12 protein-coding genes and 4 pseudogenes are annotated in these 14,779 nt (G+C 60.6%); 9 read left to right on the forward strand and 7 right to left on the reverse strand.

Annotation, left to right across the window (positions count from 1 at the left end):
- Window positions 1-17: 17 nt before the first annotated feature.
- From BFE01S_RS06765 to BFE01S_RS06775, 3 genes are all read left to right on the forward strand, one after another.
- A complete protein-coding gene (locus BFE01S_RS06765; RefSeq protein WP_281177394.1) occupies window positions 18-893 on the forward strand; it encodes an aromatic ring-hydroxylating oxygenase subunit alpha in 876 nt (291 codons plus the stop codon).
- 48 nt (window positions 894-941) lie between these two features.
- A complete protein-coding gene (locus BFE01S_RS06770) occupies window positions 942-1,256 on the forward strand; it encodes a non-heme iron oxygenase ferredoxin subunit (RefSeq protein WP_028224827.1) in 315 nt (104 codons plus the stop codon).
- A 91-nt stretch (window positions 1,257-1,347) separates the two neighbouring features.
- Window positions 1,348-2,580, forward strand: a complete 1,233-nt coding sequence (locus BFE01S_RS06775; RefSeq protein ID WP_028224828.1) for an NAD(P)/FAD-dependent oxidoreductase — start codon at window positions 1,348-1,350, stop codon at window positions 2,578-2,580.
- 102 nt (window positions 2,581-2,682) lie between these two features.
- Here BFE01S_RS06775 and maiA read toward each other — a convergent pair whose 3' ends face one another.
- The 5 genes and pseudogenes from maiA to BFE01S_RS06795 all read right to left on the reverse strand — a co-directional run bounded on the left by maiA (window position 2,683) and on the right by BFE01S_RS06795 (window position 6,453).
- Window positions 2,683-3,327 carry a maleylacetoacetate isomerase gene (maiA, locus tag BFE01S_RS06780; protein ID WP_028224829.1) on the reverse strand — a complete coding sequence of 215 codons (645 nt, stop codon included), beginning with the start codon at window positions 3,325-3,327 and terminating at the stop codon, window positions 2,683-2,685.
- Window positions 3,324-3,842, reverse strand: a pseudogene (locus tag BFE01S_RS37680) (fumarylacetoacetate hydrolase family protein); the annotation flags it as partial. The gene maiA and the pseudogene BFE01S_RS37680, both read right to left, overlap by 4 nt.
- 2 nt (window positions 3,843-3,844) lie before the next feature.
- A pseudogene (locus BFE01S_RS37685) lies at window positions 3,845-4,579 on the reverse strand (homogentisate 1,2-dioxygenase); the annotation flags it as partial.
- A gap of 662 nt (window positions 4,580-5,241) precedes the next feature.
- A pseudogene (locus BFE01S_RS45695) lies at window positions 5,242-5,413 on the reverse strand (hemerythrin); the annotation flags it as partial.
- Between the two features lie 71 nt (window positions 5,414-5,484).
- Window positions 5,485-6,453 carry a PDR/VanB family oxidoreductase gene (locus tag BFE01S_RS06795; protein ID WP_028224831.1) on the reverse strand — a complete coding sequence of 323 codons (969 nt, stop codon included), beginning with the start codon at window positions 6,451-6,453 and terminating at the stop codon, window positions 5,485-5,487.
- Between the two features lie 238 nt (window positions 6,454-6,691).
- Here BFE01S_RS06795 and BFE01S_RS06800 point away from each other — a divergent pair, with 238 nt between their 5' ends.
- The 4 genes from BFE01S_RS06800 to nadC all read left to right on the forward strand — a co-directional run bounded on the left by BFE01S_RS06800 (window position 6,692) and on the right by nadC (window position 10,850).
- Window positions 6,692-8,038 (forward strand): MFS transporter, encoded by a 1,347-nt coding sequence (locus BFE01S_RS06800; protein WP_028224832.1) that lies wholly within the window; start codon window positions 6,692-6,694, stop codon window positions 8,036-8,038.
- 46 nt (window positions 8,039-8,084) lie between these two features.
- Complete coding sequence (locus BFE01S_RS06805; RefSeq protein ID WP_028224833.1) at window positions 8,085-9,077, forward strand: ABC transporter substrate-binding protein; 993 nt, start codon at window positions 8,085-8,087, stop codon at window positions 9,075-9,077.
- 188 nt (window positions 9,078-9,265) lie between these two features.
- Window positions 9,266-9,862, forward strand: coding sequence for a MarR family winged helix-turn-helix transcriptional regulator (locus BFE01S_RS06810; protein ID WP_028224834.1), 597 nt, complete (start codon window positions 9,266-9,268; stop codon window positions 9,860-9,862).
- A gap of 142 nt (window positions 9,863-10,004) precedes the next feature.
- On the forward strand, window positions 10,005-10,850 hold the full coding sequence (gene nadC, locus BFE01S_RS06815; RefSeq protein ID WP_028224835.1) for a carboxylating nicotinate-nucleotide diphosphorylase: 846 nt from the start codon (window positions 10,005-10,007) through the stop codon (window positions 10,848-10,850).
- Between the two features lie 158 nt (window positions 10,851-11,008).
- Here nadC and BFE01S_RS06820 read toward each other — a convergent pair whose 3' ends face one another.
- Complete coding sequence (locus BFE01S_RS06820) at window positions 11,009-12,184, reverse strand: Gfo/Idh/MocA family protein (RefSeq protein ID WP_028224836.1); 1,176 nt, start codon at window positions 12,182-12,184, stop codon at window positions 11,009-11,011.
- A 16-nt stretch (window positions 12,185-12,200) separates the two neighbouring features.
- Window positions 12,201-13,532: a Rieske 2Fe-2S domain-containing protein gene (locus tag BFE01S_RS06825; RefSeq protein ID WP_028224837.1), complete on the reverse strand. Its 1,332-nt coding sequence runs from the start codon at window positions 13,530-13,532 to the stop codon at window positions 12,201-12,203.
- 304 nt (window positions 13,533-13,836) lie between these two features.
- On the opposite strand from BFE01S_RS06825, the gene BFE01S_RS06830 reads away from it, so the two are divergent.
- Entirely contained in the window at window positions 13,837-14,313 is a 477-nt protein-coding gene (locus BFE01S_RS06830) for a bacteriohemerythrin (protein ID WP_028224838.1), read from the forward strand.
- Window positions 14,314-14,348: 35 nt separating this feature from the next.
- A pseudogene (locus BFE01S_RS06835) lies at window positions 14,349-14,609 on the forward strand (LysR substrate-binding domain-containing protein); the annotation flags it as partial.
- Window positions 14,610-14,779: the final 170 nt, after the last annotated feature.

The raw sequence follows: 14,779 nt of genomic DNA on the forward strand, positions 1-14,779 counted from the left end.
CCACAGATGAAATCGTCGTGTACATGAACCAGTGCCTGCATCGCGGTGTGGAAGTCGCGAGCGGCTGCGGGAATCTGGAAGAATTCAGCTGCCCGTACCACGCATGGCTGTATGGCATCGATGGAAAGCTCATTTCTGCGCCTGGCATGAAGGCGTGCGATGTCGATCTTTCGCAAGCATCGTTGCGGCGCGTGACGAGCCATGTCTGGCGTGGATGGGTGTTTGTCAATTTCGCCGAGGAGCCGGTGCCGTTCGAAGAATTTATCGAGCCGTATGAGCGCAGCCTATGGTGGTTCCGGACCGACGAGTGCAAGCTTGCCGATCGCGTGGTCATCGACGTCAAGTGCAACTGGAAGTTTTTGACCGAGAACCTGATCGACATCTACCACGTGGGCGTTATCCACCGGAATACGTTCGGCGGTTTCGTCAAGGGCGAACAACTCAAGTTTCATCTCGAGAAAGATGGCGGCTGGCACACCAGCTATGAAGCACGGCCACATTCGAAGAGCGGCGAGCAGGTATTCCCGACGCTACCGTGGGCTACGGACAAGCCTTCCGGCATTGCCTGCAAGGCTGGCATTTACCCGAACCTCAATCTGTCGATGCGCTCAGATAGTATCCGCGCGTGGCATGTGTGGCCGGTTACGCCCGACACCACACGGATCATCTGCTATCTGATGTTCCCGCCGGAAGCGTTCGATATTCCGAATTATGAGCAGGAGCTCGCAAAATATCGCGAGTTCGTCAGGCAGATCATTGCGGAAGACGCAGTCATGGTCGAGTCGTTGCAGAATTCGGCCGGCTCAAAATTCTTCACGCCCGGCCCGATGTCGCCTCTCGAAGAAGCCCTGTATCACATGGAAAATCACTACCTCGAGTTGATGTCGGCCTGAGACAGTACGGATGCCCGCCCTTCATGATGGCGGGCGTTGGAGACTTGTATGACTGAACAGTGGAAACAGGTTGCAACTGTCGACGAGATCACTGAGGGCGACACACTGCGTGTCGAAGTCGGGGACCAGGCGTTGTGTCTCTATCGTCTCGACGGCACCGTCTATGCCACCCAGGACCTCTGCACACACGGCCAGGCGAGTCTGGCTGATGGACTGATTGTCGACGGTGGCCTGATTGAATGTCCGCTTCACGAGGGCACGTTCGATATCCGCACGGGTGCTCCGGTAGGCGCACCGTGCAAGGTTGCACTGTCGTGCTTCAAGGTTCGCGTGGAAGGCCAGGACGTGCTGGTGGCACTGTGAGCGGTGGGTGCAGCGCAATGGCGCTTCATGCCGGCGGGCAAGCCAACGGTGAGACTGTCGAAAGCGGTGCCGGATGGGAGAGAGAGGGCGCATGAGCACGAACATTGTGGTTGTGGGAGCCGGTCAGGCTGGCGCGTGGGTGGCGCGGTCTGCACGCGAAGCCGGATTCGCCGGGACGATAACGCTGCTTGGCGACGAGTCGCATCTGCCCTACGAGCGTCCGCCGTTGTCAAAGGCCGGTCTGCTCGGTACCGGTGAGGCTTATTCGCCGGTCTTCGAGCGCGAAGACTATGAGAAGCTGGATATCCGCGTCGAGTTGGGAAAGCGAGTGAACGCCATCGACCGCGCCGCAAGGCAGGTCGTTTGCGCTGACGGTAGCCGTTATCCGTACGACCGGCTTGCCCTAGCAACGGGGGGGCAGGCGCGCCGACCGGTGTTTCCGGGCAACGATCTTCCCGGCGTGCTGACGTTGCGTAGGCTGGCGGACGCCGCAGCGATTGCGGCAAGAATGCGTGAAGGCGGCCACGCGCTGGTCGTGGGCGGTGGCTGGATCGGGCTCGAGGTGGCTGCGGCGGCACGCACGCGCGGGATGTCCGTCACGTTGCTGGAGTACGCCGAACGGGTTTGTGCGCGATCGCTGCCACCGTTTATGTCGGACTACCTGTTGCGCACCCACGTCGGGCATGGCGTACAGGTGCGGACGCAGACTTCGCTGGCTGGCGTTCACACTACGGATGATGGCCGGCTGATTGCGACGCTGGCAGCCAGTGATGAACGCATCGAGCCCGCCGACCTGATTGTGCTGGGTGTCGGGTTAGCTCCCGACATCGAACTCGCCGCGGCCGCGGGGCTTCATGTCGAGAATGGCATCGTCGTCGATGAAACCGGGGCGACGTCTGACCCGACTATCTTTGCCGCGGGGGATGTGGCTTGCATGCCGCTTTCGTGGCGGCAGGGCAGACTTCGGCTCGAGTCGTGGGCGAACGCGCAGAACCAGGCAATCGCGGTGGGTCGAACAATGGCGGGCGATCCCGTCAGTTACGACGATCTGCCTTGGTTCTGGTCGGATCAGTACGATCTGAACATCCAGATGGTGGGGTTGTTCTCGCCGGGGAGGGAACAGGTAGTTCGAGGCGACCCATCCGCGCACAGTTTTTCGCTGTTTCAGCTGGAAGGTGGGCGCATTGTGGCTGCTGCGTCCGTGAATGCCCCGCGCGATCTCAAGCACGCAAAGCAACTGATCAAGAAGGCAAAGCCGGTCGACGCCGTTTCACTTGCCGACGTGGCAATTCCATTGGATCGACTGCCTGCCGTAGCTGCGTGAGGTTTGCCTGGCCACTTCAGGATTGCCTCGAACGCAAAACATGCGTTCGAGGCAATTCGTATTGTTCTGGCCAATTACTGGGTTAGCAGGAAACGACTACGCTCACTCCGCATCTGGTTGGCTGCCCGGCGACGCGCGCATGAACGCTTCCAGCTTCAGCGCAGCATCGTAGATGCGCTGGATGGTTGGATACTGGCGGGTATCGATCTCGAAGCGCTGCGCATTGAATACCTGCGGGATCAGGAACAGGTCGGCCACGGTTGGATTGTCGCGATAACAGAACCGGCCGGTGCGGGTATCGCCTGCCAGTCGTTCTTCCAGTGTCGAGGACCCAGCTTCCACCCAGTGCCGGTACCAAGCGGTCTTCGCCTCATCACTCACGCCCATTTCGTTTTTCAGGTACTTCAGCACGCGCGGGTTGTCGAGCGGGTGGATTTCGCACGCGATCTGCAGCGCGATTGAGCGGACATAAGCACGCGCTAGCGGATCGCGCGGCGGCAGCGGTGGCTCGGGATGCGTTTCCTCAAGATACTCGATGATGGCGAGCGACTGCAGGAGCACATCGCTCCCGTCGACAAGTGCCGGCACCAGCGCATCCTGATTGATTTTGCGGTAGGCGGGCATTAGTTGCTCGCCGCCGTTGCGCACCAGATGCACAGGTACATACTGGTAGGAAAGCCCCTTGAAGTGCAGGGCGATCCGCACGCGATAGGATGCCGAGCTGCGGAAATAGCTGTACAGCTTCATGCCTCGCTCCGTGCTGGTAGCACCGTGGCGCGGCACTCTCCGAAACCGATTCTCGCCGCGCCCGGCTTCTCCGCCCATGCACGGATCACGACTGCGTCGCCGTCCTCGATGAACGTGCGCGTCTCCCCATTGCCAAGCGCGAGCGGCTTCTTGCCGCCACTGGTCGTCTCGAGGAGCGCGCCTGCCTGATCGGGAGTCGGCCCGGACAGCGTCCCCATCCCAAGCAAATCCCCTGGTTGCAGGTTGCAGCCGTTGACGGTGTGATGTGCGATCATCTGCGCGACTGTCCAGTAGGCGTGCCGGTAGTTCGTGCGGGTCACCTGCGCTGCTGGCAGGCCAGCTTCGCGCATGCGGGCGCTTTCGATTTCGAGGTCTAGCACGATGTCGAGCGAGCCTTCTGCACGTTGTCGCGCCGAGTCGAGGTAGGGAAGCGGTTGCGGGTCGTCGGTCGGTCGCCCGAACGGCACGCGATACGGCGCCAGCGCCTCCAGCGTGATGATCCATGGTGAAACGGTCTAAAATCGCGTGGGTTCGCAAGACCGTTGGAGCCGATCGGTCCGAGGTCGGGTAGCCTGAACAATGCGCCGTAATTCTCGCAGATATAGCCACGCGCACGTCCGTCCGGCAGTTCGACCGCAAAGCGCACGCCACGCGGAATCACAACAATCTCATGAGGCTCGACATCGAGTGCCCCGAATTCGGTCCTGATGAAGAGTCGCCCCTCCTGCGGCACGATCAGCAGTTCGCCATCGACGTTGTAGAAGAATCGGTCATGCATTGAACGATTCGCCGTGTACAGATGGATGCCGGCGCCCGTGCCCACTGCTGGACCGCCGTTACCCGCAATCGTGACGATGCCGTCGATGAAGTCGGTTGGCGCATCAGGGTATGGCTGCGGGCTCCAGCGAAGCTGGTTGGGCGGGGTCGGCACTTCGTCGAAGCGGCTCAGCCACCGTGTGTTCGCGAACGGCTCGAACGGCGGGTGAACGGCAGTGGGCCGGATGCGGTACAACCACGAGCGGCGGTTGCTGTGGCGCGGTGCGGTGAATGCCGTGCCGGAGATCTGTTCGGCGTAAAGACCGTAGGCAACACGCTGCGGCGAGTTGCGTCCTGCCGGCAGCGCGCCAGGCAGTGCTTCGGTCGCGCATTCATTTGCAAAGCCGGTCAGATATTGAAGCGCTGATGTTTGATGATCCACTGGATGTCTCCTCTTGATTGGCTGGCGGACATGGCACGGCTGCGGCCATGCCATCCGCGCCGATGTCGCCGGGATATTCGACGTGGAAACATTGTCGGCTTAGCTGGATATCATCGCAACGACATAGCGCAAATGGTGTTCATTCACGATGTGAATGACAGATGAATGCGTCGAAGCTGCGCAAAATCGGTCTGAGCTGGCCGGTCCTCTCCAGTCGACCAGACAGAACGCGTTCGAAGCCGGCCGTGGCATGCTCAACCGCTAGCTGCGTGAGGCAAAAAGACACGTTCACTCCCCGACATCGCTTCTCATCGACTCACGATCGCTGTCATGTACGCCGGTGAGCCCCGTTTTCTACCGACACTATGCGGATGTTGTGCGGAGCATGCGCCTCATGGTATCGCCGAGACGCGATATAGAAACGCCCGCGTGTTGGGACGTTGTGCAGGGAAGATGACTCGAGCTGGTGCGTGGTCCACACGGCGACCCTGCGGGACGTGTACTGCCTGTTCGATTGTTCGAACAGTATTGCGTGAGGCTGTTTTGCGGTTTGCCGTTTCACGCGTCAAAACCGCCTGTCTTTCTCGATGACTACGTGAGGCGCGCCATGAACAGGTAAGTCCTGCGGCAATACGGCGCCGAGATAGGATTGACGCTTGTGCTCATTTGCGCTTCAGAGTAATCGAGGAGGTTTCCAGGCAGAATTTCACGCGTAATCAAATCGATCGTCTAAACACGACAGGCTTACCACCCACGATCTGCTTCGTCATCCATGCCGCCAGAGCTGAGTCGAGGTAGTCCACGTGACCGGGAAACCACTCAAAAAGCCACGGGGCCAAGATCTCGCACCTGTTCCGCGCCGGCCCGGCCTTCTCCGAGCGCAGCCTCACGTCACCTGGCGAGCTGTTTCAGAGTGCCGCCCCACTTTGAGCGAAGCGTAAGTGTTTGCTCCGCGATACTTAAAGGTCGAGAACCAGCTCTGCGGACTTCGCACGCGACACGCAGACCATGATCTGTGTTCCTTTCTCGTCGTCGCGCAGCACCAGGTCTCGATGATCCGCCTCCCCTGAGCACAACGCTGTCTTGCACGAGCCGCAGGTACCGCTCTCGCACGAACTCGGTACGCGCACATCCGCGTCGCGCAGCACCTCGAGGATCGAGCGATTGGCGGGAATTTCGAACGACGTGCCGCTGCGCGAGAGCCGCACTGTGAACGGCGTGTTTTCGCGCGCATTCGTATTGGTTGCACCGAAGCTTTCGAAGTGGACCGTGCCCGACGGCCAATGGCCGGTCATGTCCCGAACCGTATCCATCAGCGCCTGCGGACCGCAGCAGTACACATGTTGCGCCGGCTTCGACTTCTCGAATACGGACCAGAAGTCGAACGCTTTCGACGGGTCGCCGTGATCGTGATGAATCTTCACGTCCGAACGCCATTCGTCGCTTGTCAGTTCATCGAAGAACGCTGTGCCTTCCGGATCGCGGGTGAGGTAGTACAGCCTGAACGAACGCAGGCCTTCCGCTCGCAACTGCCGCGCCATCGACAGCATCGGCGTGATACCGATGCCGCCCGCGACGAGGATGAATGACTTTGCGCGCTCATCGAGGGGAAACTCGTTGCGGGGCAAAGAGACTTCCACGGCGTCACCCTCGGACGTATCGTCGATGAAGCTTATCGAGCCGCCGCGTCCGTTGCTGTCACGCTTCACCGCGATGACGTAGCGATTGCGCTCCTGCGAGTCATTGCAAAGTGAATACGTGCGTCGTGAACCGTTGGGCACCGCCACGGTCAAGTTGGCGCCTGCCTCGAATGGCGGCAGCGGCGCGCCCTGCGGATCAGTCAGCTCAAAGCTCCAGATGTCACGGGCGATCTTCTCCTTACTTGCAATCTTCAGACGAAGAAAACCGTCTTCTTGTGGGGTAGTCATGCCTGTCTCCTTCTAACTGACCTGGTTTTGTGTTGCGTCAACATGGCTGGTATCATATTACTAGATATCTAATTATGCAAGTCAAAAAAATCGATTCTTTGCAATCCCGCTCTCGGTATAAACCCTCGCTTGCCAGCGACATGAAGTCACCGTAACCTGAATATTAGATCTCTAGTTATGCGGTGAGAGGAAAGTGATTCCTGCCGGTATCCAGAGCGAAATTCGGAGACATTCAGTCATGGCGCATTCAACGTTGCACTCCGGGGACATATCCCTGTCTGCCGTAGCCGACACGGCGGCGGAGGAGGCGACATACCGCAAGATCACGTTAAGGCTCATGAGCTTTCTGTTCCTGTGCTGGGTCCTCAACTACCTCGATCGCGTCAATGTCAGCTTTGCGCAGTTGCAGCTGAAACACGATCTCGGGTTGAGCGACGCAGCGTACGGGCTCGGCGTGAGTCTGTTTTTTATCGGCTACATCCTGCTCGAAGTGCCAAGCACGCTGTTGTTGCGGCGCATTGGCGCCCGCAAGACCGTCACGCGGATCATGCTGCTGTGGGGCGCCATCTCCACTGCCATGGCGTTCATGACGGCTCCATGGCAGTTCTATCTCGCCCGGACGCTCCTTGGCGCGGCCGAAGCGGGCTTCTGGCCCGGCATCATCCTCTATCTCTCGTACTGGTACCCGTCGAAGCGTCGCGCTCGTATCACGTCGCGGTTCCTGCTGGCGATCGCGGTTGCGGGGATTGTCGGCGGTCCGCTTTCCGGGTTCATCCTGCAAAACTTCATGGACGTCTGGGGTTTTCGCAACTGGCAGTGGCTGTTCTTCCTTGAAGGCGTGCCTGCCGTGATTGCGGGTGTCGTTGCTTACTTCTACCTGATCGACCGGCCGCAAGATGCGAGGTGGCTGACCGAGGATCAAAAGCGAATCGTGATTGGCGCGCTCGACGAGGAAGGTCGCAGCAAGCCGCATAACTCGCCAAGCACGCTCCTCGCCGCACTGCGCGACCCGCGCGTGTACGTGATCGCTGCGGGCTGGGCTACGGTGCCCATCTGCGGAACCATCCTCAACTACTGGACGCCTACGATCATCAAACAGTCGGGCGTTTCCAACCTGTTGCAGATCGGCTTCCTGTCGACGCTGCCTTACATCGTCGGCGCGGTTGCCATGCTGCTGATCGCACGCAGTTCCGACCTGCGGCTCGAGCGCCGCTGGCACTTCGTGCTGTCGACGACGGCAGGCGCCACCGGCGCGGTGCTGCTGACGATTTTGACGCACAACTCGGTTGCCGCCATCGTGTGCCTGAGTCTCGTTGCGGTGAGCTATTTCGCGGCGGCGGCCATTATCTGGACCATCCCGCCGAACTACCTGACGGGCGAGGCAGCCGCCGGCGGGATCGGCGTGATCAGCAGTCTCGGTCAAGTGGGCGCTTTCTTCGCACCAATCGTCCTCGGCTGGGTGAAGAGCGTGACCGGCAGCTTCTCGGCCGGCATCCTGCTGGTTGCGGCGCTCGTTTTCATCGGCGGCATTGCCGTCTTCTTCGGCGTGCCGCGCGAGCGGCAGGCACAGCGATCCGGCGCGTGACATTGCACGCGACGGACCGCATTTTGACAGTCAGACAGGAGCAGGAATGAGCAAGCTTCAACTTTCCATCGCCGTAGGCAACTACGACCGCATGCGGCCGCTGATCGATGGCGACGTCCAGATCGACGGTGTCGATCCCGTGTTCATGCTTCAGGACCCGGAGGAAATTTTCTTTCGTGCGTTCCGGCACGCGGACTACGACATTTGCGAACTTTCGCTCAGCAGCTATTCGGTCAAGACGGCCGCGGGGACATCGCCCTATATCGCGGTGCCGGTCTTTCCGTCGCGCGCGTTCCGGCACAGCTCGATCTACGTGCGTTCCGACCGCGGGATCGACCGCCCCGAGGACCTGAAGGGCAAGCGCATCGGCGTGCCGGAATACCAGCTCACCGCCAACGTATGGGTGCGGCTCTTTCTCGAAGAGGAATATGGCGTGAAGGCGTCGGATATCCACTGGGTGCGCGGCGGCTACGAGGATCCGACGCGCGTAGAGAAGATTGCGCTCAAGCTGCCTGAAGGGGTCGTGCTCGAAAGCGCCCCCGAGGGGCAGACGATCTCGAATCTGCTGGCCGACGGTGAGATTGACGGCGTGATTGGACCGCGCGCGCCGTCGTGCTTCGACCGTGGGCACCCGAAGGTCAAGTACCTTTTCGATGATCCGCAGAAAAGCGCCGCCGAATGGTACGAGCGCAGAAAGCTCTTCCCGATCATGCACACGCTGGGCATTCGAAAGACGCTCGCGGATCAGCACCCGTGGCTGCCCGGCGCGATTGCGAAGGCGTTCGAGCAATCGAAGGAAGTAGCGCTGGCCCGTTTGAGTGACACCTCGGCGACCAAGGTGACGCTGCCGTTTATCGAGGATCAGTTGCGCAATGCGCGGCGGCTGATGGGACACGATTTCTGGTCGTACGGATTCGCGAACAACGAACACGTGATCGACCGGTTCCTCGCGCAGCACCACGCCGAGGGACTGTCGAGCCGTCGCCTGCAGCCTGCCGAACTGTTCCACCCGGCCAGCCTCGAGCGATTCAAGATCTGATTCTCTCGCTGCGGTTGCTCGTACCGTCGCGCATCCGGCAGGCACCGGGTGCGCGACTTCGCGGCACGGTGCGGACATTGCACCAGGCGCACCTTCTGAGCGGTCCGAGCGCTGCGGTCCAGTGCCTCTCGCGCGGGCTAAAGCGCTATGATTGTCACCGGTCTGGTCACAATAACAGCGAGGAAGGCATGACAGCAGGACGTACTGCAGGCAAGGGCAAGGGCGGGGTCATGAGCGAGGACCCTATTCTGCGGCACTGGCGCGAGGCGGTTCCGGATGATCGTCTCGCTCACCTGGTGAAGGATGCGGGCCGCGCGATGATTCGCGGTCTGCAAATGCGCCTGGCGCAGCATGAAGTCTCGTTTGGCCACTGGGCGTACCTGCGCGTGCTATGGGTCACCGACGGGCTTACGCAGAAGGAGCTGAGCGACGAAACCGGGACCACCACACCCACCACGTTCAGTGCGGTGTCGGCAATGGAAAAACTGGGCTATGTCGAGCGCCGCTACGAGCCCGGCAATCGCAAGAACACGCACGTCTATCTCACGTCACGTGGCCGGAGTCTGAAAAAGAAGCTCGTCCCGCTCGCTGAAGAGGTCAACGAAATTAGCGTCAGGGGCCTGAAGACCACCGAGATCAACGTGGCGCGGAAGGTCTTGCTGACGATCATCGAGAATATGGCGCGCGACGAAGCCGAGTCGGATGACCCGGCGCTGCGCATTCCGTCGACTCGGGAAGTAGGCAATCTGATCGCAGTGCGCGGGGAAGAAATCGGTCAGGATTGAAGTGCGGCCCAGCGCTAGAGGTCATTCCCAAGTAGCAAATTTATTAAAGATCTAATAATATTGGCAGGCGTGCCAGGTCGCCGACAGGCACGACGGCAGGCCACGGCATGCTGCTCCCTCGCTAAAAAAATACGGATCTGGAATGGATGGAATGACCCGCGCGGCGATGACGCGCAACGTCCGCGATGCGCTCGCGGAAGATATCGGCGAGGCCGACCGGACGTCGCTACTGATCAACCCTGACACGTCAGCCGAAGCTGTCTTGACCGTGCGCGAACCCGCCCTGTTGTGCGGCAGACCGTGGTTTGACGAGACGCTCCAACAGGTCGACCCGCGCATCACGATTGAATGGTTGAGCGGCGAGGGCGAACAGATGCACGAAGGGCAGGCCGTCTGTCGGATCGCTGGTCCGGCGCGCGGCATGCTCACCGCCGAGCGCACTGCGCTCAACTTCATTCAGTTGCTTTCTGGGGTGGCCACCGAGACTAGCTTGATGGCGCGGATCGTCGAAGGCACGTCTGCGCGGATTCTCGACACGCGAAAAACGCTTCCCGGATTGCGCCTGGCGCAAAAATACGCGGTTCGTGTGGGCGGCGGCGAAAACCATCGCCGGGGGCTGTACGACGGCATTTTAATCAAGGAAAACCACATCGCGGCGGGCGGCGGCATTGCTTCGACGCTGCGCGCCGCTGAAGCATTGGGTGCAGGTGTGCCGGTGCAGGTCGAGGTGGAGACGCTCGATGAGTTAAAGGAAGCGTTGGCTGGAGGCGCTGCGGCGATTCTACTCGACAATTTCTCGATTGAGGCGATGCGCGAGGCTGTGCGTGTCACCGCAGGGCGCGCCGAGCTTGAAGTCTCGGGCGGTGTGACCGAGCAGACGCTGCGAACCATTGCCGAGACCGGCGTGGACCGTATTTCGCTAGGTAAGTTGACGAAGAACGTCAGGGCGATTGATTTTTCACTTCGCTTCGCGGAGTTTGCCGGGTGACGGGGTGGCCGCGCACGTGTGCCCCCTAAAGTGGGGGTCGGCGCCGATTGCCGGATTTCCGCCGGTCCAGAGGGCCGGAAGCGCAGACAAAAAAGTCCCTCGTTTTAACTGTAGACGGCTCAGTTCAAAACGAGGGCTTGTGCGCTTACCCAGGACTATCAAAGCGTTACATCTGTGCCTGTATCACTCGACTTCAGAATCGCTATACAGATTTCCAGCGTGCCCTTCGCCCACTCGCCATTGTGTAGTGGCCCACGTCCGTCGACGACCGCGCCATATAACTCGTCGATGACCTCGGCGCGCGGCACGGCGGGTGCAGCCAGCGGAAGCGTTTCCCGACGCTCATCGCCGTAGACGACGATCGAGTCGGGCAGCGGTCGCAGGTCCGCGCGTTCGCACGAGACGATGACCGGACCGAAATGCTGATGAAATCGCTGCGGCTCGTCAGCGGCGGCTGTCGGCGGTTTGTATGCCGATCCGCCGTAGGTGCCGGCGGCCTTGAGCCTGGCCTCGTCGCCAGAGGATGCGAGCGTTTCCAAGCGGCGGCGCGCGCTTCCGTACGTGTCAGGGCTCGTACGATCGCCCATTTCGCCGATCCAGCCGCTCCACTCGTCGGTGTTGAAGCGTCCATAGCCGTTGTACGAGAGCGACGCATAAGCACCATTTTCGAACCAGATCAGCGCCGAATAAGCACCTTCGGTCGGGCGTGACGGATCCCACCGTCCCACACTGGCCCGAAGCCGCGTCGCGCGCGAGCCGGCGAGCATTCGCACGATGTCGACCTGGTGAGCTGCCTGGCTGAAGACGGCGCCCCCGCCTTCGGCTGTCGCCAGCTCTTCGGGCCGGCGGGGACGGTAAAGGTAGTCAGTATAGTTGACGGCCTGGATCATTTTCACTGCCCCGAAATCGCCGAGACTGATCAATTCCCGCGTACGCAGGTACGGCGTGTCGAAACTGTGGCAATGGCCGACAATCAGATGCACGTTCGCTGCGTGGCATGCAGCAATCATCCGGTCGCAGTCCGCGGCGGCGAGCGCCATCGGCTTTTCGACCAGCACGTGTTTGCCTTTTGCCGCGGCAATTTCAGTGTGCTGCGCGTGGAACTGGTGCGGACTTGCAACGTAGATGATCTCGACGTTGGGATCATTCGCCAGCTCCGCCACGTCCGCGTAGGTGGGCGCAGCGAAGTCGGCGGCGAACTGCCGCCGCGCTTCGTCACGCGGATCGCACGCAGCGACGAGCTGGACTCTGGAGTCGCGCAGGAAGGTCGGCAGCATCAGCGAGAATGCCCGTCCCAGTCCCGCGACCCCGATGCGCAAACGGCGCTGCTTCATGGCCGTGTGCCTCCCGTTATTGCTTGACCTGATAGTCCGTTGCGAGCGCCGACGGCTGGTCGGCCGGTTCCGGATTCTTCTTGCTGACGTAACGCGCGGCGTACGTGCGCCAATCAATTTCCTTCGGCACGACAGCCTGGTACGAGCAGACCTCCTTGGGAATTGCCTTCGCACCCGTGCCGATGGCGCCGTCGCCCTGCTGGAACTCGGTGATTGCATCGAGCATGCGGCGACGGAATTCGACGATGGCAAGATCGCTTCCGCCGAGGCGCTCGTCCGAGCGGTTCGCAATCGGACCCATCGTGACCCACATCGCGATGTCCTGGTTCGGGAAGCCCGAAATACCCGTGAAATTGCCAGCCTTCATCGCCTGGCGGTCCTGCCAGAAGCGGTTGTCGTGATTGCGCAACGGGCGATAGTACTGATCGAGGTCAATACCGACCTGCTGACGCAGGAACTTGCGCCACGTTTCGTTTTCCGGCGTCGTCTCCGGATCGCCCCAGGCGATGAAATAGAACGCGGTGTTCGTGTCGTCCATCGGCACGTTGATGTTCGCAACGTTGTACAGATTGTTCGGCGGAATCAGCACCGTCCCCGGCGCCACGAACACCGTGGAGCGCACGTAGTCGTGTGTGTTGGCGTTGAAGATCGGGCGGCGCAGCGCGGCGTAACGGAAGCCGTAGTCGGTGCGCTCGACCTGCAGACGTGGGGCCTTGTCGGTGGAGGGGCGCAGCCAGTTCTTGTCGGTCGCTTCTGCGCCGCCGACGCGTGCCGGCACGAAGTCGGACGAATGCAGGCTCGAGCTGTGCGCGGAATCGATCGCGCCTTCGAGGATTTGCGCCCAGTTACACGGCAGGAGTGCTTTCGCGATGCTCACGCGGGTGTCGGCAGTCGGCGCCCAGGCCGGCGGCACGAATTCAGGGATGGCGTCTTGCAGGCCCATGTACGCCCAGACCATGCCTCCCCATTCCTGCACGGGGTAGGCCTTGTGCTTGACCTTGTCGGTCATGCAGCTGGCTGCAGGCTCGGACACCATTTCAAGCACGTTGCCCGCGACGTCGAACTTCCAGCCGTGATACAGGCAGCGCAAGCCGGAGTCTTCGTTGCGACCGTAGACGAGCGATGCACGGCGGTGCGGACAATACTCGTCCAGCACACCAACGTTGCCTTCCGAGTCGCGGAACACGACGAGGTCTTCGCCAAATACGCGCGCTTTCACCGGCGCGCCGTCCGGCTCGCTAACCTCTTCGATGAGGCAAACCGGCGTCCAGTGTCGGCGCATCAGTTGGCCCATCGGGGCATCGCCCTCGACGCGGCACAGCAATTCGTTTTCTTGGTGGGTCAGCATGTAATGTCTCCCGGCGAGAGATCGCCTTATCAACAGGTGTTGCTCAACTATATTAGAGATCTAGTTAAATTAGCAAGAACCTTTTTGTGGCATCCGGGAAAGTACGTAGGTCGGAAGTTTGGCTGAATGACGACTATCGATCCCTAATATAAATAAACATGCTGAGTTCCTCTTCGATGCGTTCTCTGTGGTGCTCCCCAGGCAGGCGATGACGGTCGTACGCCCAACGGCAAGCGGCGACTGGTCCACAGGATCGCGGTGACGGGCTATGATATAGCCGTTGATAAAGCCGGATTGATCGAACATGACAGACTCTGTATTGAAAGACGTCGAAGCCCCTGTGCGGGAGAGTGACAACAGCCTTGTGTGGTCAGACGCACGGCTACTCGGTTTCACGCCGATGGATGACGTGCACAAGGAATTCTACGAAGTCGCGCTACGGCTCGTGACCTGCACCGATGCGAGCGCCCTTGCCGCGATCGAGGAATTCGAAAAACACGCCGTCAGCCATTTCGAACAGGAAGACGAATGGATGCGCACGACAAACTTTCCCCCGCGCGATTGTCACATCGACGAGCACGAAGCCGTGCTGAAGTCGGTCCGGGACGTTAAAGCAGCGGTCGAAGCAGGGCAGGCCGGTTGTGGGCTGGTGCATGACATTGGCATGCATCTGTACAACTGGTTTCCGGGACACGCTGACTACCTGGATTCGGCGCTTGCCGCGTGGATGACGAAACAGACGATGGGGGGAAAGCCGGTTGTCTTAAGGCGGGCGATTTGAGCTTTAAAACTGTGATGTCGTCAGCTTTTGAGTTGTTGTTCAAAGGCCGGCGACAGCTTACGTTTAACAACGTGTACCAGATAGTCGACACGGCACTCCGCGGCATCGGTCTCGCGTATGTGCCCAAGGACCTCGTCGAGGGTCAGGTCTGTGCGGAGCAGTTGTGCTGGGTGCTTGAAGACTGGTATCCGACGTTCGTCGGACACCACGTTTATTACCCGAGTCGCCGTAAATCGTCGCGGGCGGTCGAACTTGTAGTCGAAGCGCTGAAGACGGGTTATCAACGCAAAGCCTAGGCTCGGCAATCATGGAGAAGTTGGGGTTGCCCCGTTGGACGGCAACGGCGCGGGACGCACGCCTGGCTATTGAGAGGTTTGGGGCGGCGGCCATCTCCGATGGATGGCCGTTATAGTCCACGATGCGACGTAAGGATAAGCGCAGCGCTGGACAACCAAGTTGGATCAAG

Origin of the sequence: Paraburkholderia ferrariae NBRC 106233, assembly GCF_000685035.1 — a bacterium.
Lineage (GTDB): Bacteria > Pseudomonadota > Gammaproteobacteria > Burkholderiales > Burkholderiaceae > Paraburkholderia > Paraburkholderia ferrariae.

What these genes read in the sequence shown, in the direction of transcription:
- BFE01S_RS06770 (WP_028224827.1), top strand. Translation starts at nt 942, where the DNA reads ATGACTGAACAGTGGAAACAGGTTGCAACTGTCGACGAGATCACTGAG.
- BFE01S_RS06775 (WP_028224828.1), top strand. Translation starts at nt 1,348, where the DNA reads ATGAGCACGAACATTGTGGTTGTGGGAGCCGGTCAGGCTGGCGCGTGG.
- maiA (WP_028224829.1), bottom strand. Translation starts at nt 3,327, where the DNA reads ATGAAGCTGTACAGCTATTTCCGCAGCTCGGCATCCTATCGCGTGCGG.
- BFE01S_RS06795 (WP_028224831.1), bottom strand. Translation starts at nt 6,453, where the DNA reads ATGACTACCCCACAAGAAGACGGTTTTCTTCGTCTGAAGATTGCAAGT.
- BFE01S_RS06800 (WP_028224832.1), top strand. Translation starts at nt 6,692, where the DNA reads ATGGCGCATTCAACGTTGCACTCCGGGGACATATCCCTGTCTGCCGTA.
- BFE01S_RS06805 (WP_028224833.1), top strand. Translation starts at nt 8,085, where the DNA reads ATGAGCAAGCTTCAACTTTCCATCGCCGTAGGCAACTACGACCGCATG.
- BFE01S_RS06810 (WP_028224834.1), top strand. Translation starts at nt 9,266, where the DNA reads ATGACAGCAGGACGTACTGCAGGCAAGGGCAAGGGCGGGGTCATGAGC.
- nadC (WP_028224835.1), top strand. Translation starts at nt 10,005, where the DNA reads ATGGATGGAATGACCCGCGCGGCGATGACGCGCAACGTCCGCGATGCG.
- BFE01S_RS06820 (WP_028224836.1), bottom strand. Translation starts at nt 12,184, where the DNA reads ATGAAGCAGCGCCGTTTGCGCATCGGGGTCGCGGGACTGGGACGGGCA.
- BFE01S_RS06825 (WP_028224837.1), bottom strand. Translation starts at nt 13,532, where the DNA reads ATGCTGACCCACCAAGAAAACGAATTGCTGTGCCGCGTCGAGGGCGAT.
- BFE01S_RS06830 (WP_028224838.1), top strand. Translation starts at nt 13,837, where the DNA reads ATGACAGACTCTGTATTGAAAGACGTCGAAGCCCCTGTGCGGGAGAGT.